15 protein-coding genes and 1 pseudogene are annotated in these 21760 nt (G+C 67.4%); 14 read left to right on the plus strand and 2 right to left on the minus strand.

Annotated elements, in window-relative coordinates:
- Positions 1-820: 820 nt before the first annotated feature.
- Entirely contained in the window at positions 821-2266 is a 1446-nt protein-coding gene (gene merA / locus ACYC1Z_RS02250; RefSeq protein ID WP_461407934.1) for a mercury(II) reductase, read from the plus strand.
- A 49-nt stretch (positions 2267-2315) separates the two neighbouring features.
- Here the strand turns inward: merA and ACYC1Z_RS02255 are convergent, their stop codons facing one another.
- The gene (locus ACYC1Z_RS02255) at positions 2316-3293 is read right to left on the minus strand and encodes a LysR family transcriptional regulator (protein ID WP_461407935.1); all 978 of its coding nucleotides are present in this window, start codon (positions 3291-3293) and stop codon (positions 2316-2318) included.
- Between the two features lie 237 nt (positions 3294-3530).
- Here ACYC1Z_RS02255 and ACYC1Z_RS02260 point away from each other — a divergent pair, with 237 nt between their 5' ends.
- The 10 genes and pseudogenes from ACYC1Z_RS02260 to ACYC1Z_RS02305 all read left to right on the plus strand — a co-directional run bounded on the left by ACYC1Z_RS02260 (position 3531) and on the right by ACYC1Z_RS02305 (position 17145).
- Positions 3531-4556 (plus strand): YeiH family protein, encoded by a 1026-nt coding sequence (locus ACYC1Z_RS02260; RefSeq protein ID WP_461407973.1) that lies wholly within the window; start codon positions 3531-3533, stop codon positions 4554-4556.
- 82 nt (positions 4557-4638) lie between these two features.
- Entirely contained in the window at positions 4639-4998 is a 360-nt protein-coding gene (gene cmtR / locus ACYC1Z_RS02265) for a Cd(II)/Pb(II)-sensing metalloregulatory transcriptional regulator CmtR (protein WP_461407936.1), read from the plus strand.
- Positions 4995-6968, plus strand: a complete 1974-nt coding sequence (locus tag ACYC1Z_RS02270; RefSeq protein ID WP_461407937.1) for a heavy metal translocating P-type ATPase — start codon at positions 4995-4997, stop codon at positions 6966-6968. Before cmtR ends, ACYC1Z_RS02270 begins: the two co-directional genes overlap by 4 nt.
- A 174-nt stretch (positions 6969-7142) precedes the next feature.
- Entirely contained in the window at positions 7143-8147 is a 1005-nt protein-coding gene (locus ACYC1Z_RS02275; protein WP_461407938.1) for a LacI family DNA-binding transcriptional regulator, read from the plus strand.
- A gap of 73 nt (positions 8148-8220) precedes the next feature.
- Positions 8221-10542, plus strand: a complete 2322-nt coding sequence (gene yicI / locus ACYC1Z_RS02280; protein WP_461407939.1) for an alpha-xylosidase — start codon at positions 8221-8223, stop codon at positions 10540-10542.
- 33 nt (positions 10543-10575) lie between these two features.
- Complete coding sequence (locus ACYC1Z_RS02285; RefSeq protein WP_461407940.1) at positions 10576-11820, plus strand: sugar ABC transporter substrate-binding protein; 1245 nt, start codon at positions 10576-10578, stop codon at positions 11818-11820.
- A 1-nt stretch (position 11821) separates the two neighbouring features.
- Entirely contained in the window at positions 11822-12763 is a 942-nt protein-coding gene (locus ACYC1Z_RS02290; protein ID WP_461407941.1) for a carbohydrate ABC transporter permease, read from the plus strand.
- On the plus strand, positions 12760-13644 hold the full coding sequence (locus ACYC1Z_RS02295; RefSeq protein ID WP_461407942.1) for a carbohydrate ABC transporter permease: 885 nt from the start codon (positions 12760-12762) through the stop codon (positions 13642-13644). The genes ACYC1Z_RS02290 and ACYC1Z_RS02295 overlap by 4 nt, the downstream gene beginning before the upstream one ends.
- A gap of 909 nt (positions 13645-14553) precedes the next feature.
- Positions 14554-14664: pseudogene (locus tag ACYC1Z_RS02300) on the plus strand (excisionase family DNA-binding protein); the annotation flags it as partial.
- Positions 14665-15174: 510 nt separating this feature from the next.
- Entirely contained in the window at positions 15175-17145 is a 1971-nt protein-coding gene (locus ACYC1Z_RS02305; protein ID WP_461407943.1) for a right-handed parallel beta-helix repeat-containing protein, read from the plus strand.
- A 259-nt stretch (positions 17146-17404) separates the two neighbouring features.
- Here ACYC1Z_RS02305 and ACYC1Z_RS02310 read toward each other — a convergent pair whose 3' ends face one another.
- Complete coding sequence (locus tag ACYC1Z_RS02310; RefSeq protein WP_461407944.1) at positions 17405-18454, minus strand: LacI family DNA-binding transcriptional regulator; 1050 nt, start codon at positions 18452-18454, stop codon at positions 17405-17407.
- Between the two features lie 353 nt (positions 18455-18807).
- Here ACYC1Z_RS02310 and ACYC1Z_RS02315 point away from each other — a divergent pair, with 353 nt between their 5' ends.
- From ACYC1Z_RS02315 to ACYC1Z_RS02325, 3 genes are read left to right on the plus strand one after another with little or no spacing between them, the layout of a single operon-like run.
- Positions 18808-19986, plus strand: coding sequence for an extracellular solute-binding protein (locus ACYC1Z_RS02315; protein WP_461407945.1), 1179 nt, complete (start codon positions 18808-18810; stop codon positions 19984-19986).
- Positions 19983-20912 (plus strand): carbohydrate ABC transporter permease, encoded by a 930-nt coding sequence (locus ACYC1Z_RS02320; RefSeq protein WP_461407946.1) that lies wholly within the window; start codon positions 19983-19985, stop codon positions 20910-20912. The genes ACYC1Z_RS02315 and ACYC1Z_RS02320 overlap by 4 nt, the downstream gene beginning before the upstream one ends.
- Complete coding sequence (locus ACYC1Z_RS02325) at positions 20912-21742, plus strand: carbohydrate ABC transporter permease (protein ID WP_461407947.1); 831 nt, start codon at positions 20912-20914, stop codon at positions 21740-21742. Before ACYC1Z_RS02320 ends, ACYC1Z_RS02325 begins: the two co-directional genes overlap by 1 nt.
- The last annotated feature ends 18 nt before the right edge of the window (positions 21743-21760 follow it).

The raw sequence follows: 21760 nt of genomic DNA on the forward strand, positions 1-21760 counted from the left end.
AGTACCAGGCATCGAACTCCTTCGTTCGGTACTTCCTTTAGTCGCAAAGTAACAGCGATTGAGCGCCACAGTCAAGCTCCCCTCGGTACTCGTGCGCGGGAACTATCCCGATGGACGGTGTAGGTGGCTCGAGACACCGACTGACTAGCTGGCAGGGAGGAGTCACTGGTGACCGAAACACTGACGGGCGTATGCCCACGGACACTGAGGTCCTGCTCGACGGGTCGTCCGTGCGGACATTGGCTGCTGCGGGGAGAGCTACGACGGCGGCGAGCGCAGGGAGCAGCCAGGTCCAGCCGGTTATGGGCACGGGGGCGTTCGCGTAGGCCGAGAACGCCCAACTGAGTGCCAGGCCGAGTAGCGTTCCCGCCGCAGTCGAGGGAACGGTGACGCGGGTGCCGCGCGCGAGGAGGACCGCGATGAGCTCGCCCCGCGCCATGCCTGTTGAGGTCCGACTCGAGGCCAGGGGCAGGGCCCGGGTCTTGCCGAGGACGGTGGCGGTCGTCCTCGACCGTGCTCACCGCGGTGCCGCCGCGACCACCTACCTCGTCACCGAATCCATCGCGGTCATGCTCACCGGACGCGGCCGCCAACACCTTCCACGCGCTACACGCACCGAACACATAGGCAACCGCTGCATCGTTTCCTGGAATCCGTCCTGGCACCCTCAGTCAGCTGCCGATGACCACGCCCGGGCGGTATCCGCCCGGCCCGTCCCCTTGACCTTGCCCTGTAGGTCAAGGTGCAGGGTAGGGCTGGACACATGCCACAGGCGGTTCCACGGCTCCGTGGAACCGCTCGTCAGATTGAGGAAGGTCCCATGACTGAAGCAGCAGCGTTCGATTATGATCTGGCCGTCATCGGATCCGGCGGCGGGGCGTTCTCCGCGGCGATCCGGGCGACCAACCTGGGCAAGCGGGTGCTCATGGTGGAACGTTCCACCGTCGGCGGGACGTGCGTGAACACCGGCTGCGTTCCTTCCAAGGCGCTGTTGGCGGCGGCCGAGGCCAGGCATGTTGCCCTGGACGCTTCCGGCCGCTTCCCCGGCATCAGCACCTCGGCCGCTCCGGTGGACATGGGGGCGCTCATCGGCGGGAAGCGTTCCCTGGTGGAGACGATGCGCTCGGAGAAGTACGTGGACCTGATCGCGGATTACGGATGGGATCTGCGCCAGGGCAATGCCGTTTTCGCCGGCACATCGGAAGAACCGGTCCTCGAGGTCACGGCAGCGGACGGCGCCCGCGAAGTCGTCACGGCCGCGCACTACCTGGTGGCCACCGGGTCCGCCCCGTGGGCGCCCCCCATCGACGGCCTCTCGGACACGGAGTATCTGACCTCGACCACGGCCATGGAACTGGAAGCGGTGCCGGAATCCCTGCTGGTGTTCGGCGGCGGTTACGTGGCACTTGAACAGGCTCTGCTCTTCGCCCGGCTCGGCTCGAAGGTGACCATGCTGGTCCGCTCCCGCCTGGCTTCGGCCGAGGAACCGGAGGCTTCCCGCACCCTGATGGGGGTGTTCGCCGACGAGGGCATCCGCGTCGTCCGCCGTGCCACCGTGTCCACCGTGCGGACCGATCCGGCCACCGGCGGGATCGTCGCGACCGCCGCGGTCTCGGGCGGGCAGGAGGAATTCCGGGCCGCAAGACTGCTTGTCGCCATGGGCCGGCGCCCCGTCACCGACGGGCTGAACCTGGACACCGTCGGCGTCAAGACCGGGGACCGGGACGAGATCCTCGTCCAGAAGACCCTGGCCAGCACCAATGACCGGATCTGGGCCGCCGGGGACGTGACCGGACACAGCGAATTCGTCTACGTCGCAGCCTCCCACGGCACCCTGATGGTGGAGAACGCCTTCAACGGCGCCGGCCGCGAGGTCGACTACCGCCACCTGCCCAGGGTGACCTTCACCAGCCCCGCCCTGGCTGCGGTCGGCATGACCGACCGGCAGGCCAACAAGGCCGGTATCCGGTGCGAATGCCGCGTCCTGCCCCTGGAGTACGTCCCCCGCGCCCTGGTGAACCGCGACACGCGCGGCTTCATCAAGATCGTCGCCGCCGCCGACACCCGGCGGATCGTGGGAATCACCGCCGTCGCCAAGGACGCCGGTGACCTGGCCGCGGCCGGGGTCTACATCCTGGAGGCCGGGATGACCGTGGAGCAGGTCGCGAACATGTGGAGCCCCTACCTGACCATGGCCGAGGGGATCAAGATCGCCGCCCAGTCCTACACCACGGACATCTCCAAGCTCTCCTGCTGCGCCTCCTGACGCGACGATTCACCCAGCCATTGGCCGGTGAGTAGGTACGAGGTCGACGTCATAGCCCGTCTGTCGGCGCCGGCGCTGGTCCGCGTGCGGCCTGCCGGGGTTCGGTAGGCTCCCGGGTCGGTGTCGGGCCGGCATTGGGTCGGGCGGTGAGCAAGAAGTGGCTGGCGGCGGCACGCAGTCGGGTTCCGCGCCGCCACACGGCGTCCAGCGACCTGCTCAGGTCGACGTCGCGGAGTGGGACCTCGACGAGCCGGCCGTCGCGCAGCTCGCCGGCGACGGCGAGCTCGCTGATCACCGCCGGGTAGCTGCCCGAACTGACCAGGACCTTGACGGCGGCGTTGGAGTCGAGCTCGACGGCGGGCGCCGCCATGGCCTGCCCGACCGCCACCTGCAGGGTGTCGCGGGTACCAGAGCCGTCCTCCCGGGTGGCCAGCGACATCACGGCCAGTTCGTCGCGGGAGACCGGTTCGTGGCGACGTGCCAGCCGATGGTCGGGTGAGACGACGAGCACGAGGCGGTCGGTGGCGACCTGACGGCTGAGCAGGTCGGTCGGGATGGTCGGCGTCTCGACGAAGCCGAGCTCGATCTCGCGGGACCGCAGTGCCGCGATCACGCCTTGCGAGTTGGCCACCCGGAGCTGGACGGAGGGCTCGCCGCCCCGTCGACGGAACTCTCCGAGCCAGGATGGGGCCAGGTACTCGGCGATCGTCTGACTTGCGCCGATGCTCAGCCGCTCGGCGGCCCGGGCCGACAAAGCCTGGCTGCCGGTCACCAAGGAGTCCGTGGCGTCGACGACGGCGCGGCACCATCCGGTGACCAGGCGGCCGTGGTCGGTGAGCGTCGCGCCGCGGGTGCGCCGGTCGAGGAGCTCCAGCCCCAGCTGGCGCTCAAGGCCCTGGATGCGCTTGCTTGCCGACGGCTGACTGATCTGCTCGGCGCGGGCCGCGGCCGAGATGCTGCCGAGGTCCGCCACCAGGGTGAGCACCCGCAGCGCGTCAAGGTCCAGGCTCGGCCGGTGGGCGACCATCTGCGATCCTTTCCATCGAGGGGACAGCATCACGTCTGCCTTCAGACCCATGAGACACCCGCATGGGTATAGGCATACGTTATGACCTTATCGCGCTTCGGGGGCTACCGGTCCGGGGCATCCAGGACGAGTGTTCTCCTCGTGAGCAACCACCAAGAGGCCCAGGAATCGGCGTCGACCATCCAGGCGGCGCGCAAGGTCGCCGGGAACCCGTCCGTCCACGATCGATGGGCGCGCCTGACCGTGCCGGCGCCCGGCCTTTCGCTCGCAGTCGCGATCGCCGTGGTCGCGACCGTCGTGGGCCGGCAGTTCCCGCTCGTCGGTGGTCCGGTCACCGGCATCGTCATCGGGGTCGTGCTCGCCACGCTGATCGCCCCCGGTGCCCGGCTCCGCCCAGGGATCGCCATCGCCAGCAAGACCGTCCTGCAGGCGTCGGTCGTCGTGCTCGGGTCCCAACTGTCCTTGATGCAGATCGTGCGAGTGGGCGTCGGGTCGCTGCCCGTGATGCTCGGCACGCTCACAGCCGTCCTGGTGTCCGCCTACTGGATCGGACGGTGGCTGGGCGTCACCGGCAACCTCCGCACGCTGATCGGGGTCGGAACCGGGATCTGCGGGGGCTCAGCCATCGCCGCCGTCACACCGGTGATCGGCGCCGTCGGGGCGGAAGTCACCTACGCGATCTCGACGATCTTCCTGTTCAACATCTCGGCAGTCCTCGTTTTCCCCGCCATCGGCCATGTCCTCGGCATGAGCCAGCACGCGTTCGGGCTGTTCGCGGGGACAGCCGTCAACGACATGTCATCGGTCGTGGCCACCGCCACCACCTACGGCCAGGCGGCCACCAACTACGCCGTCGTCGTCAAGCTCACCAGGACCCTGCTGATCATCCCGATCAGTTTCGGGCTCGCCGCGCTGACGGCCCGCCACGAACGCCGCAGCGCGGCGCGGGTCCCTGGACAAGACGATGTCGAGGCCGTCCGCCGTCCGCGCGTGCGGGCCTGGCGACTGGTCCCCCGGTTCCTGATCGGGTTCCTGATCGTGGCCGCCGCGAACTCCCTGGGCCTGATACCCAGCGCGCTGCACCCCGCACTGAGCCAGGTGTCGGTGTTCCTGATCACGGTTGCCCTCTCAGCCGTCGGGCTCTCCACCGATCTTGCCGGGCTGCGGCGAGCCGGCCACCGCCCATTGGTCCTCGGCGCGTCGCTGTGGGTCGTGGTCTCCCTCACCAGCCTCGGCCTCCAACGCCTGACCGGGACGTTCTGAGGCGTGGGCCCGTGAGTTCGTGCGACGACCGACGCGCAGAGCCGGCTTCCGCTCATGACAGTCCTCGCTGTATCGTCAGTGCGTGCTGACTATTGCTTCTCGGTTGGACGTGATGAACCGACTGGGCCGGGCGATGGCGGACCCGACGCGTTCGCGGATTCTGCTGACGCTGCTGGAGGGCCCGAGCTATCCGACGGTGTTGTCCCGGGAGTTGGGGTTGACGCGCTCGAACGTGTCGAACCACCTGACGTGCTTGCGGGGCTGCGGGATCGTGGTGGCTGAGCCCGAGGGCCGGCAGACGCGGTATCAGATCACTGACCCGCATCTGTCCGTGGCGCTGAACGCGCTGGTCGAGGTCACGCTCGCGGTCGACGAGAACGCGCCGTGCGTCGACCCTGCCTGCTCGGTCGCCGGCTGCTGTGAGACGGGAGCGGAGGCATGAGCGCGGTCACCGGATCGCAGGTGGACGAGGTCGACATCGACGATGGCGATCACGATGGGCCGTGGTGGCGGGACCGTGAGGTGCTTGTGCCGGTGTTCTCCGGCATCGCGTTCCTCGCGGGTCTGATCTGGGCGTGGTCCGGCGCGGAGATTCCCGCGCTGGTGCTGTTCTGGGTCGGTCTGCTGCTCGGCGCGACGACGTTCACGCCCGGCGCGATCCGGAAGCTGTTCGAGGGCAGGCTCGGCATCAGCCTGCTGATGACGATCAGCGCGGTCGGCTCGGTGATCCTCGGCTACGTCGAGGAAGCGGCTGCGCTGGCGTTCCTGTACTCCATCGCCGAGGCGTTGGAGGACAAGGCGATGGACCGCGCCCGTGGGGGGCTGCGGGCGTTGCTGAAGCTGGTGCCGGAGACAGCGACCGTGCTCACCGACGGTGCTTCGACGCAGATCGCGGCGCAACACCTGGAGGCGGGCCAGGTGATGCTGGTGCGTCCTGGTGAGCGGATCGCGACCGATGGGGTCGTGCGCTCCGGGCGCAGCAGCCTGGATACGTCCGCGATCACCGGCGAGTCGATCCCGGTCGAGGTCGAACCCGGCGATGCCGTCTCCGCCGGCGCGATCAACACCGCCGGCGTCTTGGAGGTCGAGGCGACCACGGCGGGGACCGACAACTCGCTGACCACGATCGTGGAGCTGGTCGAGCAGGCCCAGGCCGAGAAGGGTGACCGGGCCAGGCTGGCGGATCGGATCGCGCGCCCGCTCGTACCTGGCGTGGTGATCCTCGCTGTCCTGGTCGCACTGATCGGATCGCTGTTCGGGGACCCGGAGCTGTGGATCACGCGCGCCCTGGTGGTGTTGGTGGCCGCCTCGCCGTGTGCGCTGGCGATCTCGGTGCCGATCACGGTCGTCGCCGCGATCGGCGCTGCCAGCAAGTTCGGCGTGATCATCAAGTCCGGCGCGATCTTCGAACGCTTCGGCGGGGTCCGCCACGTCGCCGTCGACAAGACCGGCACCCTGACGCGCAACGAGCCCACCGTCACCGAGGTAGTGACCGCGGATGGCATCGCTGAGGCCGACGTGCGCGGGTGGGCGGCCGCGCTGGAGCGGTACAGCACGCACCCTCTTGCCGCGGCGATCATCGCCGCCGCCCCCGATGCTCCCGCGGCGGCGCAGGTGACCGAGCTGGCTGGGCACGGCATCCAGGGCGTCATCGAGGGCGCCAAGGTCACGGTCGGCAGTCCGCGCTGGATTGATCCTGGCGACCTGACCGCCCAGGTCGCGGACTTGGAGGGCCAGGGCATGACGGTGGTGATCGTGCACCGTGACGGCACGCCGGTCGGCGCGATCGGGGTGCGCGACGAACTGCGGCCCGAGGTACCCGAGGTTGTGCGCACCCTGCGTGGTCAGGGCATCGGGGTGGTCATGCTCACCGGTGACAACGCCCGCACGGCCCACGCACTCGCCGACCAGGCCGGGATCACTGATGTGCGGGCCGAGCTTCGCCCCGAGGGCAAGGCCGCCGCGATCGCCGAGTTCACCCACTCGGCTCCCATCGCGATGATCGGGGACGGCATCAACGACGCTCCCGCGTTGGCAGCCGCGGACATCGGCATCGCGATGGGTGCGACCGGCTCGGATGTGGCGATCGAGTCCGCCGACGTCGCCTTCACCGGCCACGATCTGCGTCTGATCCCACGCGCGTTCGACCACGCCCGCCGCGGACGACGCATCATCAACCAGAACATCATCCTGTCCCTGCTGATCATCGTCGTGTTGCTACCGCTGGCCCTCGTCGGCGTCCTCGGGCTGGCCGCGGTTGTCCTCGTCCATGAGATCGCCGAGGTCATCGTCATCCTCAACGGCCTCCGTGCCGCACGCACCCGCACCACGGCCACCATGTCGGAGTCTGCACGACCCGCGGACCCGGTAGCCTCCGGCGTACCCGTCGCAGGATCGAGGGTGCGGGCGTAGCGCGTGGCGGACTCGGGGCGACATCACGGCTTTCGTCCACGGAGGTTCTTCTCTCGTCGTCATGGAGGTCGGGCGGCGGCGCCGACGTGTCCCGCGCACCCTCTTGACGCACTTTGTATCGGCATGTAACTTTCTCGTCATCGAACCGATTCGATGGCGAGAGGTGGTCAGGTGGTGAACATCGGCGATGTCGCCCGTCACCTTGGCGTCTCCCGGTCGACGGTCTCGTATGCACTGAGCGGCAAGCGTCCGGTCTCCGCCGAGACGCGCGAGCGCGTCGAGCAGGCAGTCCGCGAGCTGGACTTCTGGCCCTCGGCCACCGGCCGCGCGCTGGCTACGTCCCGTTCCGAGACCCTCGCCCTGTTCGCCCCCATGGGGGCGAACGCCAGCCCCGCCGTCGCGCTGCAGTTCGTCGACGGCATCGCCCGCGCCTCCCGTGCGGCCGGTTACGACATACTCCTTGTCACCGGCGAGGAGGCGTTCCGTGGCGTGGAACGCCTGACCCGCAGCAAGCAGGTCGACGGGTTCCTGCTTCTCGACGTCGAGGAGCAGGACCCGCGCGTCGCCGCCCTGCGGCGTTCCGGCCTGCCCGGCGTGCTCATCGGGCTCCCCACTGACGGTGCCGACCTGCATCGAGTCGACCTCGACTGGACGGCCGCCGGCGCCATGCTCGTTGACCAGCTCGCCGTGACGGGGCACACGCATGTGTGCGTCCTCGGCGCCCCGAGCATCGCGCACGAGATGCGCATGACTTACGCCGAGCGTTTCCAGCATGGGATCCGGGAGGCCGCCGAGCGCGCCGGCGTACATGTCCTGGAGCTGCCCGCCGGCAGCGCCGAGGCGACCTTCCGCGGAGTGAGCGCCGTTCTCGCCGACCACCCCGAGACAACTGCCTTCATCGTGCAGCACGAGCCGGCTGTGGCCCCGCTCGTGGCGGCGGTCACGGCGGCCGGCCGGTCCGTCCCGGGCGACCTCTCAGTCACCGGGGTCACGGTCGACGCGCTCGATCCCGGCCTCGTCACCGCTATCTCCGGCGTCGAGAACCCCTCGCGCCTGGTCACCAGGACGGCGGTCGACCTGCTGGTCGAGACCCTCGGCGGCGCCCGCCGCGAACCGGTGACCACGCTGCTCCCGCCGACCTACGTCCACCGCGGGACCGCGGGCCAGGCGCCCGCCTGACCATTTTCAACCCGTCAGGGTCAGGTGGCTCGAAGCCTGATCATCGAACCGATTCGACACTGGAGCGAGAAGCGTGAAGTTCACTGAGGGTTACTGGGTGAAGAAGCCCGGTTTCGTCGTCGAGCACCCCCGGCAGGTGCAGGAGATCGTCGCCACGGAACGCGGCGTCGTGGCGTTCTCCCCCACCCGTGAGGTCCGCAAGCGCGGCGACGAGCTCGACTCCCCCATGCTCACGACGACCGTCGAGGCGGTCGCTCCCGGCGTCGTCCGGGTCCGACAGGCGCACTTCCGGGGCGCCGTCGACCGCGGCCCGCATTTCGCCCTCACCGGCTCCGACGTCACCCCCGAGATCCGCGTCGAGGGCCGTAGCGCCACCGTGCGGGCAGGCGATCTCGAGCTTCGCCTCACCGGCGACGACGGATACCGCCTCGAGTTCCTCGGCGGCGGCCGTCCGCTCACCGCGTCCATCCCGCGCAGCACCGGCATCGTCACCGCCCCCGACGGTGAGCGGTACGTCCACGAGCAGCTCACCCTCGCCGTCGGCGACGTCGTCTACGGGCTGGGCGAGCGGTTTGGGCCCACGGTGCGAAACGGGCAGACCGTGGATGTCTGGAACGACGACGGCGGCACCGCCACCGAGCATGCGTACAAGAACGTGCCGTTCTACCTGACCAACGCCGGTTACGGCGTGCTGGTCAACCACACCGAGCACGTCTCGTTCGAGGTCGGCTCCGAGATCAACACCCGAGTGCAGTTCTCCGTCCCCGGGCAGGCGCTGGAGTACCTGGTCATCTACGGCCCCACACCGAAGGACATCCTGCGTAGGTACACCGCCCTGACCGGCCGCGCCCCCCAGGTGCCGGCGTGGTCCTACGGGCTGTGGCTCTCGACGTCGTTCACGACGGACTACGGCGAGGACACCGTCAACTCCTTCGTCGACCGCATGGAAGCGCTCGAGCTGCCCTTCAGCGTCCTGCACTTCGACTGCTACTGGATGCGCCCCTCCCACTGGTGCGACTTCACCTGGGACCCGGAGAAGTTCCCGGACCCGGCAGGCATGCTCGCCCGGTACCACGAGCGCGGCCTGAAGGTCTGCGTCTGGATCAACCCCTACATCGCCCAGCGCTCCCACCTCTTCGACGAGGGCATGGCCGAGGGCTACCTCCTGCGAGCTACGGACGGCTCGGTTCGCCAGTGGGACCACTGGCAGTCCGGGATGGCCTGGGTCGACTTCACCAACCCCGACGCCGTCGCCTGGTGGAAGGGCGAGCTCAAGAAGCTCCTCGCCCAGGGCGTCGACGCGTTCAAGACGGACTTCGGCGAACGCGTGCCCACCGACGTCGAGTGGTTCGACGGCTCTGACCCGCAGCAGATGCACAACTACTACTCCTACCTGTACAACCGCGCCGCCTACGAGGCGATCGCCGAGGTGCGCGGCGAGGAGGAGGCGATCGTCTTCGCCCGCTCCGCCACCGCCGGTGGGCAGTCCTTCCCGGTGCACTGGGGTGGCGACTCCGAACCCACGTTCGTCTCGATGGCGGAGACGCTGCGCGGCGGGCTGTCCCTCGGGTTGTCGGGTTTCGGCTACTGGAGCCACGACATGGGCGGTTTCGAGGGCACACCGAACAACGACGTGTTCCTCCGGTGGTTCCCGTTCGGGATGCTCTCCTCGCACAGCCGCCTGCACGGCTCCCACTCCTACCGGGTGCCGTGGGACTACGGCGAAACCGCCGTCGAGGTGGCCCGGCGGTTCATCGCGCTGAAGAACCGGCTGATGCCGTACCTCGGCACTCACGCCCGCGCGGTGACCGAGGCCGGTCTGCCGCTACTGCGGCACATGGTGCTGGAGTACCCCGAGGACCGCGGCAGCGTCCACGTCGACACCCAGTACCTGCTCGGGCCTGACCTGCTCGTCGTCCCGGTCTTCACCGAGTCCGGCGACGTCGACGTCTACCTGCCGACGAACGGCTGGACCGATGTCCTGTCCGGCGAGCACGTCGAGGGCGCGGGATGGCACCACCAGGTCCACGACCTGACCACCCTGCCGGTCCTCGTCCCGGACGGCGCCGTGCTGCCGGTCGGAGCGGACGCCACCCGTCCCGACTACGACTGGCTCGACGATCTCGCCCTCTACCTCTACCGGCCGGCCGAGGGCGTCACAAGCGTCCCGGTCACCGCGCCGGATGGCCGCACCGCCACCTTCGTGGTCACCCGCACCGGAACCTCGGTCGAGGTTGCCGCGGACGGCACCGACAGGCCGTGGCGCGTCGTCCTGGTCGGCGACGCACCGGGCGCGGTGCGCACCGGCACCGCCGGCGGTCCCAGCCCCTACCCCGAGCTGGCCGCCGGCACCACCCTCCTCCCGACCGACCACGTGGTCGAGTTCACCCTCTGAGTCCCCAGCAAGAACCTCACGAAGGAGTTAGGCATGAACATCCGGTCCCCCAAAACGGTGCTGGCCGCGGTCACCGCGGCGCTGCTCACCCTCAGCCTGGCCGCGTGTGGCGCCGCCGACAACGGCGGCGCCACCCCCCCCGACTCTGCCGCCGGCGGCGACGTCACCATCGAAGTTTGGGACTACCTCGGTCAGGGCGTCAGCAACACGGCCATGGAGAGCGCTGTCGCGGCGTTCGAGGAGGCCAACCCGGGCATCAACGTCAACCGGACCTCGTTCGCGTTCGCCGACCTGTCGAAGTCGATCGTCCAGGGCGGCGTCGGCGGCCAGGTGCCGGACGTGGCGGTGGTCGACGTCGTCGACACCCAGAACTTCGCGGCCCTCGGGCTGCTCCAGGACGTCACCGACTCCCTCGGGGGCAGCGCGGACGAGTTCTTCGACGGGCCGTGGCAGAGCACCCAGCTCGACGGCAAGACCTGGGCCCGTCCGCTGAACTCCAACAACCTCGCCCTCTACTACAACAAGGCGATGTTCACGGAGGCGGGTGTCGAGGCCCCGACGACGTGGGACGAGCTGCGCACGGTCGCCCAGGCGACCACCAACGACCAGCACACCGGCATCGTCATGAGCGCCGTCAAGAACGAGCAGGGCACCTTCCAGTACTTGCCGTTCTTGTGGCAGACGGGCGGCGACCTCGACTCCTTCGCCACCGACGGCGCTGAGTCGCTCGGGTACCTCAAGTCCCTCGTCGACGACGGCTCCATGTCCTCTGCGGTCGCGAACTACTCGCAGGAAGACGCGCGCACGCAGTTCGTCACCGGTAAGGCCGCAATGATGATCAACGGCCCGTGGGAACTGCAGAACCTCGCCGACGCCGGCGTCGACTTCGGCGTGGCGGCGCTGCCCGCAGGCGCCGAGGCCGCAACCGGTCTCGGCGGAGAGAACGTCGTCACCTTCGCCCAGGCGCAGCAGCCCGAGGCGGCGCAGAAGTTCCTCGAGTTCCTCACCGGGGCCGACGGCGCCAAGATCTACTGCGACGAGTCCGGCCAGCTCTCCAGCCGCGTCGACCTGCAGGGCAAGCTGGCACTCTCGGACGACGCCAACATGCAGGTGTTCGAGAAGCAGCTCGACGTCGCCCACGCCCGCGCGTACGGCGGCGAGTACCCAGAGCTCTCCGCAGCGGTCCAGGAGGCCCTGCAGCAGGTGATCACGGGCGCGCGGACCCCGGACGCCGCGGCCGAGGCCGCCGCCCAGAAGATCGACGAGCTCCTCGGCTGACATGAGCAACCGCCTCGCCACACGACAGGCCGGGCGCGCCACCCGGCGCCGGGTGTCACCGCGTGAAGCGGCCACCCGGCGCCTGGGGCTGGTCCTTGCTGCCCCGGCGCTGGTCTACATCGGCGTCTTCCTGGCCTTCCCGCTGGTCTACAACCTGTACCTGAGCCTGACCAACGCGAGCGGCGCCAACCTCATCGCGGGCAACCTCTCGTTCAACAACTTCGCCAACTACACCTCCGTGCTGGCGGACGCGAACTTCTGGCACTCGGCGCTGCTGAGCGGGATCTTCACGGTCGCGTGCCTCGTCCTGCAATACATCCTCGGGTTCGCGATGGCTCTCTTCTTCCGCAAACCGTTCCCCGGCAACGGGCCCATCCGGGCACTCCTCCTGGTCGGCTGGATCCTGCCGCCGGTAGTCACCGGCACGATCTTCCGGTGGTTGTTCGACAGCGACTACGGGATCATCAACTACGTCCTGCAGGGCCTCGGCCTGATCGCCGAGCCGGTGCAGTGGCTCACGCAGGGCGCCACCGCAATGGTCGCCGTCATCGTGGCCAACCTGTGGATCGGCATCCCGTTCAACATGCTCCTGCTGCTCTCCGGGCTGCACCTCATCGACAACTCGCTGTACGAGGCGGCGTCGGTCGACGGTGCCTCCCCGTGGCGGCAGTTCCGCAGCATCACGTTCCCGCTCATGAAGCCGGTGTCGATCTCCGTGCTACTGCTCGGAGTCATCAACACCTACAAGGTGTTTGACCTCATCTACACGATGACCCGGGGCGGCCCGGTCAACTCGACGACCACCCTGCCTGTCTTCACGTACCTCGAGACCTTCAGCTTCTTCGAGTTCGGCACCGGTGCGGCGGCGTCCGCGCTGACGCTGCTGCTGCCCCTGGCCCTGTCGTACTTCTACGTCAAGAGCCTCAACGAGGAGGAGAAGTGAGCACCTCAACCGCCCTGGATGCCCAAATCGTCGACGGGCGTCGCGGCATGAGCCGCCGCCAGATGGCACGCCGAGCCAAGCCCGTGGTGGCCTGGATCATCGCGGCCGTGTACCTGTTCCCCGTGTACTGGATGATCAACACCTCGCTCAAGACGAGCACAGACATGTTCGCCAGCCCGCCGCAGATGGTCCCGGCCGAGCTCTACACCGGCTCCTACCAGGCGGTGTTCTCCGACCGGTACGGCATCCCGCAGGCGTTCCTCAACAGCGTCATCATCGCCGGGTCGGTCCTCGTCCTCACGCTGCTGATCGCCGTGCCGGCGTCCTACGCCGTCGCCCGGCTCCGCGGCCGGGTGACGACGTCGATGATGATCATGCTGACGGTCGTCCAGCTGCTCCCGGCGATCGCGATCTCGGTGCCGCTGTTCGTGATGTTCCGGCAGGCCGACCTGATCAACACGTACCTGTCCGTCATTCTCGCCGACGTCTCGGTCACGCTGCCGTTCGCGGTCATCCTGCTGCGGCCCTATTTCAAGCTCTTCCCGTACGAGGTGGAGGAGGCGGCCCGGCTCGACGGGCTCACGGCGATCGGCACCATCGTGCGGATCATCGTCCCGACGATCCGCCCGGGGCTCATCATGATCGGCTCCTTCGCCTTCCTCATGGCGTGGGGCGAGTTCACGTTCGCCCTGACGCTGACGACCGAGCAGCAGATCCAGCCCCTCACCATCGCGCTGAACCGCATCATCGGGCAGTACGGCACGAACTGGAACGACCTCATGGCCGTGGCCACCGTCATCGCCGCGCCGGTGCTGATCCTGTTCGTCGTTCTCCAGCGCTACATCGTCGCGGGCCTCGCGGGCGGCGCGACCAAGGGCTGACCACTCCGACGACGGGCCCGCCCCGGGTGCCGTGTTCGTCGACCGCCTCGGCGCCCTCAGCATCGGCGACGGCACCAGCCTCGACCAGGGCGGGGTCGACCAGGGTGTGGGAACATCGGGGCCGCGAGTCTGTGGTGAAACCCTGCACCTGCCAGAACGTCTCAACGTCCGGCTCTGTGACTCCGGCGGTCTCCAACACGAAGGCAACGCGATGTCCGCGCACCTGTCCGCTGACGGTGTAGGACACCGGGAACCAACGTCGACAGTCCGCCGTTCGACGCCTTGGGACCTTCTATCGCAGCTCGATGAGTCGGTTCCCCGTTCCCACCATCGAGACGATCTGATCAAGGAGCGGCTCGAACCACTCCAGCTGCTCAGCGAGCAACCGCGCCAGCGCTGGCGGGAGCTGAGCATCGACGAGGAATCGCACCCGCTAACCAGCGCGCAGAATGGCGTGGTCAGCCTGCAGCGCCGCATACTCCAGGCACGCCCGAATTGTCATCCGCGCTCAGGTACGGGTAGTCCTCAAGGAGTGGCCCCAGCAGGCGGCTGTGGTCGTGGGCCACGTTGCCGTTGGACCACACCTGTTCGTCGAAGCGGTAACGGTGTCGTCGCAGGTTGGACGTTGAACTGTCCAAACCCGCCCTGACCTGCAGGTTCACCGTGAGCCGGGAGGCTGTGGGGGAACCATGGGGGAATCGGGCCGGGTGCGCACTCCCCGCCGAGACGGAGGTGGCGAGACCCTGACGGTAACGTCGTGATCTCGGGTGGGCAGCGCACCCACCATCGGCCATCCTACCGAGCCCGAGTACCGCAGCCAGGCCGTCTGTTTGGATCTGGACGTCGGCGCCAGCGGGTTCCTTTACTGGGCCAGCCCGGCAACCGCGTCGAAGCCCCGGGTGTAGCAAGGATGACCTCGTCCCCGGAGCCGTTCGCCGCAAGCTGCGCCTGGCTGATGTGCTGGCCTACCGCGAGGAGCACCAGGAACGCCGCAGCCGGTTCATCACCGAGAGGTCGGGGTAGCACGACGACGCGGATGGCGACGAGGTCGCCGTGGCCCGACGCCAGAAGTGACGTCCGCCGTTCTCAGACTCGCCTCGTGTACCGCGCCATCCTCGACACTTGTGCTCTCGTCCGCAAGATGCTGCGCCACAGAGTCATCACCGCCATCATCCCGCAGCCGGCGAACCACATCGCTGGACGCAAGCCACGAGGCTCCAGGGGCGGGTGACCGCCAGACTTCGACGCCGAGCGGTACACGCAGCGCAACACCGTCGAACGGACCATCAACAAGCTCCGCGAGCACCGAGCCGTGACCACCTGCACCGACAAGCGTGACTTCGTCTACCGCGCCACCATCGGCGTCACCAGCATCAGAATCTGGCTCCGTCACCCGGTGTCGACCCATGTACGGGACACGCTCTAACCTGACACCGCTACCGAGTGGAGAATTTCGGTGAGCAGCATCAACGTAACCCACGCAGCCCCCGAAAACACATCTACCTGCGATCGACAAGAAGGCTCCCGCACATGAACCAGCTCCACGTGGCGACCAGTGGCTCCGACACCTCTCGCGGCTCCGAGAGCGATCCGTTCCGCACCATTAACAAGGCCGCGCAGGTGGCCAGGCCCGGGGACACCGTCGTCGTGCACGAGGGCGTCTACCGCGAGTGGGTGACCCCGCGGCGAGGTGGCCTGTCCGACCAGCGGCGCATCACCTACCGTGCCGCCGAGGGCGAGCATGTCGTCATCAAGGGGTCGGAGCAGGTCACGGGCTGGCAGCAGGTCCGCGGAACTGTGTGGACGGTGTCGGTGCCGACCACGCTGTTCGGAAACTGGAACCCATTCGAGCTCGAGGTCGACGGTGACTGGATCGTGCGTCCGTCGCCCGACGCGCCGAGGAAGCACCTCGGTGACGTGTACCTCAACGGGACGAGCTTCTACGAGGCGAACGCCCTGGCAGACGTGTCGGACCCACCCCTGCGCACCGAGGCGATCGACAACTGGACCGGTACGGTCGACATGCTCCGCAACCCGGAGCAGACACGGTATGTCTGGTACGCCGAAGTAGGCGAGGACGAGACCACGATCTGGGCGAACTTCCAGGGTGCGGACCCCAACGGCGAGCTCGTCGAGATCAACGTGCGCCGCTCGGTGTTCGCTCCGCTGGAGCACCACCTGGACTACATCACCGTCCGTGGCTTCGAGTTGGCCCAGGCCGCATCGCCGTGGACCCCGCCGACCGCCGACCAGCCCGGCCTCATCGGTCCGAACTGGGCCAAGGGCTGGATCATCGAGGACAACGTCATCCACGATGCGAAATGTTCGGCGATCTCGCTGGGCAAGGAGGCGTCCACAGGCCACAATTACGCGTCCGAGCGGTGCGACAAGCCCGGTTATCAGTACCAGCTGGAGTCGGTGTTCTCCGCGCGTCAGATCGGCTGGGACGCCGAGCACATCGGCTCCCACGTGGTGCGGCGCAACACGATCTTCGACTGCGGGCAGAATGGGATCGTCGGCCACCTCGGCTGTGTGTTCTCGACCATCGAGGACAACCACATCTACAATATCGCGATCAAGCGCGAATTCTACGGCTACGAGATCGCCGGCATCAAACTTCATGCCGCGATCGACGTCGTCATCCGGCGTAACCGCATCCACGACTGCTCGCTCGGCATGTGGCTTGACTGGCAGGCGCAAGGCACCCGGGTCACCCGCAACCTCTACTACGCCAACAACCGCGACCTGTTCATCGAGGTGAGCCACGGTCCGTACCTCGTCGAGCATAACGTCCTCGCGTCACGGGCGTCGCTGGAGCTGTTCAGCCAGGGCGGTGCGTTCGTCAACAACCTCGTCTGCGGGACGGTGTCGATCGAGGCGGTGGTCGACCGACCCACCCCGTACCACATCCCACACAGCACGGTGGTCGCGGGGTATGCGGCGATCCTCAGCGGCGACGACCGCTACGTCGGCAACATCTTCCTCGGCGGCGACGTGAGCCTCGCATACGGTCCGACCAAGCGAGCCGTCCAGGCGGTCGGGTACGGCACCGCCGCCTACGACGGGCACCCGGCCTCACTGTCCGAGTACGTCGCCCGCACCGGCGACCCGACTCGTGGTGACCTCGAGCGCTTCGCAGGGACGAAGCAGCCGGTCTACGTCCGCAGCAACGTCTACGCCCAGGACGCAGAGCCCTACGAGGCCGAGGGCGGCGCACTCATACTGCCGTCACCCACCAGCGTGACCATCGTCGACGAGGGCGACCGGGTCTTCCTGGATGCACAGCTGCCCGACGAGTTCGAGAAGATGCGGGTCGGGCTTGTGACCGGCCATGACCTCGAGCGGGTCCGGTTCGTCGATGCCGACTTCGAGGAGCGGGACGGCACACCCGTCGTCGCCGACACGGACCTCGTCGGAACCGTCAAGAAGCACGGCCACGAGTACGCCGCAGGACCGATCGCCGCGCTCGGGGCCGGCTGTTCTCGGACGCGCGTCTGGTGACCCACGAATGCGATCGGAGCGGCGGCTCGGACAAGACCCCCTCGCTCCCTTCTTCCCAGCCCCAGGGGTCCGATTCTCAGGGGTGTTGGTCTGGCAGTGCTACATCGCCGTAGCAACGGTGCTGGTCGAGTGGGGGTTGCTAGTGGGACGCACGATGTTGACGGCGACGGATCGGGCGGAGATCTCTACGGGGCCGGTGTGACGGCGGATCTCACGGTTCAGGTGCTCGCCCTGCGCCCGTCTCCGCTCTCTCACTTTCTCAGCGCGAGTCTCGGGGTGGCGCGGTCGACTCGCGCGTGACGAGCCTGGTCGAGAGCCGCACGTCACGCGAGGGGGGAGGCTGGCCGTGTGCCATCTCCACCAACATCCGGAGCGCGACCCGGCCGAACAAGGCAATCGGTTGCCGAACGGTGGTCAGCGGCGGTGCACTGGACAGTGCTGCAGAAGTGTCGTCGAACCCGACTACGGACACATCCGCCGGAATAGCGACGCCCAGCCGCCTGGCCGCCTGGTAGATGCCGAGGGCGCTCGCGTCGGAGCCCGCGACGATACCCGTCGGCGGGTCGTTCCGGCCCAGCAGTGCCAGGCCCATTGCCAGGCCACCGCCATAGGTGAACGCACCATGGATGACAAGGTTGGTATCCATGGTCAGCCCAGCTGTGTCGAGCGCACTGCAGTACCCGTTGAACCGCTCAGACGCCGCAAGCGACTCCCGCGGCCCACCGGCGAACGCAATCCGTCGGTGGCCGAGGTCGAGCAGGTGCGTCGTTGCCTGGACCCCGCCGGCGAAGTTGGTTGACGCGACACTGGGGGCATTCTGATGACCCGTGTTGAGGGGGCCGATCGTTACGATGTGTAGGTCCGCCTCTCGGAAGAGATCGACCTGGGCCGCTGTGGGTTCGGCAGTCACCACGAGCACACCTAGCCGGTTCTTGCTCGCGATCGCCCGTATCCACTCGGGAGACAACGGTTCGCCCTCGGACGATGCGCCGCCGAGCCCGAGCACGTCCACCACCACCTCGAGCTTGGCGTCACGCGCCGCTGTCAGGATGCCGTTGAGCACCTCGCCCGCGTACACGTCCATCATGGTGTTGAACACGACGTTGACGACCGTCGGGCTTGCCGACGACCTCGGCCCGGTACTCGGCTCGTACCCGAGGTCTCGCAACGCCTCTTTGACCCGGACCCGCGTCCTTACCGCGACGCCGGGTCGATCGTTGAGGACCTTCGAGACCGTCGCCTTCGACACCCCTGCGGCCCGGGCGACGGTCTCGAGGGTTGCACGGGTGGGCCGTTGATCAAAGTCCATGCGGTCACCCTAGCAAGAGCGAAAGAGTTTCGTATCGAGCCTCCGGGGATTGCTCGGGCGATGACCTCACGCCCACAATCTACATGAGCACACGCGAGATGGCACGGTCTTGACACTCCAACCCCAGGCCGAGGTATCGTTCTGAACGACGGCGAAATGACGAAACAGTTTCGTTGTTAGACACCCTCAACGAAGAGAGACACAAGATGAGACTCAGCAGGACTAAGCGGGGCCTTGCGCTGGCAGCGGCCGGGATCATGACCGTCGCCCTGGCCGCGTGCGGTAGCGCGACCCCAGGCAGCTCTGAGGGAACAGGCGGGGGGGCCGCAGCAGACGGTACGGCCAGTGCGTGGATGCTCACAGGCGGTGCCGAGCCAGCGTTCCGTGCCCAGGTCGAGCAATGGAACGCAGACCAGCCGGACAAGCAGCTCAATGTCGAGTGGTTCGCCAATGACGCGTACAAGGAGAAGATCCGCACTGCCGTCGGTGCCGGCAACTCGCCGACCCTGATCTACTCGTGGGCCGGTGGCACGCTAGTGGACTACGTCGCCAATGACGAAGTTGTGGACATCACCGCCGGTACGCAGGACTTGCTGGCCCGGACACTTCCATCGATCGCGGCCAACGGTCAGATCGACGGCAAGACTTATGCAGTGGCGTTCAACCCGAGCCAGCCCGTTGTCCTCTACTACAACCAGGACGTGCTGGACGCGGCAGGAGTCACCGTGCCCACCACCTACGGTGATCTGCTCGCTGCGGTCGCCACGCTCAAGGAACAGGGCATCATCCCGATCGCACTGGCTGGTCAGAGCAAGTGGCCGGAGCTCATGTACATCCAGTACCTGACCGACAGGATCGGTGGACCCGAGGTGTTCCAGTCCGTCCTGGACGGCGTGGCTGGCTCCTGGTCCGACCCGGCGATTATCGAAGCATTGACCAAGATTCAGCAGTTGGCTGACGCCGGTGCCTTCGGTGAGGGGTTCGGCTCAGTCACAGCGGACGCGGACGCGGATGTCGCGCTGGTCTACACCGGCAAGGCAGCGATGCTCCTGCAGGGCGGCTGGGCGTATCCCACGTTCGTGGCCAACGCGCCGGAGATGATCACCTCTGGGGCGTTGGGCTTCGCGCCCTTCCCGTCCGTCGAGGGTGGCAAGGGCGACCCTGCCAACATTGTGGGCAACCCGTCGAACTTCTGGTCGGTGTCTGCCGATGCACCCGCAGCGGCGCAAGCGACTGCGACCGAGTTCCTCAACACGATGGTTTTCAGCGACAGCGCTGTCGACGAGTTGCTCAGCATCGGTGGCGTGCCGCCGGTGGCCGGTCTGGAAGGCAAGATCGCCAAAGCCGACAACGCAGACTTCATGTCGTTCGCGTATGGCATGCTCCGGGACGCTCCGCACTTCCAGCTGTCGTGGGATCAGGCGCTGCCACCGGCTCAAGCTCAGGCACTGCTGGACAATCTGAGCCAGGTGTTCCTGGGCCAGATCACGCCGAAGCAGTTTGGCGAAACCATGAACGCAACGCTGAAGTGACCACCACCGCCCCCCGACCTGTCGCCAGAGCACTCTCGGTCGGGGGGCGGCGCACCGCCCGCGACGGTGCGCCGCCCCTGATGACGCTCCCCGCACTCGCCATCTTCGGCACCTTCGCTCTAGTGCCTCTCGTCGGAGTCGCGGTGCTATCGCTGACCTCCTGGGACGGGCTCGGCAGTCCAGCCTTCGTCGGCCTGGACAACTGGCAGCGAGTGCTGTCCGACCCGGTGAGCCAGCATGCGTTCGTGCTGTCCATGGAGGTCACGATCTTGAGCTGGCTCGTTCAGGCCCCGATCTCGCTGCTGCTCGGGGTATTCATGGCCGGCCGCCAAAGGTACCGCGCACTGTTGTCCGTCCTGTTCTTCCTGCCATTGCTGTTCTCTGCGGCCGCGACTGCGATTGCCTTCAAGGCGCTCCTCGACCCGAACTTCGGAGTTGCGCAGGCCCTGAGACTACCGTTTCTGGCCCAGGACTGGCTCGGCCAGCCCGACCTAGCTCTGTGGGTGGTACTGATCGTCATCGCATGGTCGTTCATCCCGTTCCATTCCCTGCTCTACCAAGGTGGAGTCCGGCAAATCCCAGCGAGCCTGTACGAGGCCGCGACGCTGGACGGCGCTGGTCGGGTGGCCCAGTTCAGGCACATCACACTGCCGCAGCTGAAGTACACAATCGTCACCTCGTCGACGTTGATGATCGTCGGTTCGCTCACCTATTTCGACCTGATCTTTGTGCTCACCGGTGGCGGACCAGGCAACGCGACGCGGATCCTGCCGCTTGACATGTACCTGAACGGATTCCGCAGTTACGACATGGGTGGCGCGTCGGTGATCGGAGTGATCCTCGTCGTGATCGGTCTGCTCGTCGCGTTCGGGCTCAACCGACTCTCCGGCGCAAACGACATGGATAGCCAGATGGAGGGGTTGTGATGTCTATCCGCGGATCCGAACGTCCGAACCTCCTGGCCGGTCTCGCCGGCTGGGCGTGGTTGGCACTCATCATCGTGCCCATCTACTACATCGTAGTGACGAGCCTGCGACCACAGCGGGACTACTTCGGCGAGAACCCGCTGTCACTGCCGAGCCATCCGACACTTGACGCATACCGCCAGGTGCTCGCGAACGACTTCCTGAGGTACTTCGCAAACTCGACGATCGTGGTCATCGTGTCAGTGACGGCGATCCTCGCCGTCTCACTGCTGGCCTCCTACGCCGTGGTGCGCTCCACCAGCCGCTGGGCCAATATCGTGTTCTCGGTGTTCTTACTCGGCATTGCAATCCCGATCCAGGCAACGATCGTGCCTGTGTACTATCTCATGGTGCGACTGGGATTGTACGACACCCTGTGGGCTCTGATCCTACCTTCGATCGCTTTCGCCATACCGTTGTCCGTCTTGATCCTCACAAACTTCCTGCGGGATGTTCCCAAAGAGTTGTTCGAGGCTATGAAGGTCGATGGGGCCAGTGAGTGGCGCACGCTGTGGAGTTTGGCGCTGCCGTTGACCCGGCCGGCGATCGTCACCGTCGGCGTGTACAACGGGCTGACTGTGTGGAACGGATTCCTCTTTCCGCTGGTCCTCACCCAGAGCGCGGCCTCCCGGGTACTGCCGCTGTCGCTGTGGTCATACCAGGGGGAGTTCACCGTCAACGTCCCCGCAGTCCTGGCGGCTGTCGTCCTGTCAGTCCTACCGATCCTCGCCGCCTACATCATCGGTCGTCGCCAGCTTGTGGCCGGTTTGACCGCGGGCTTCGGCAAATGATGCAAAGTCGGGGGGGCA

The organism is Georgenia sp. (assembly GCF_054605595.1).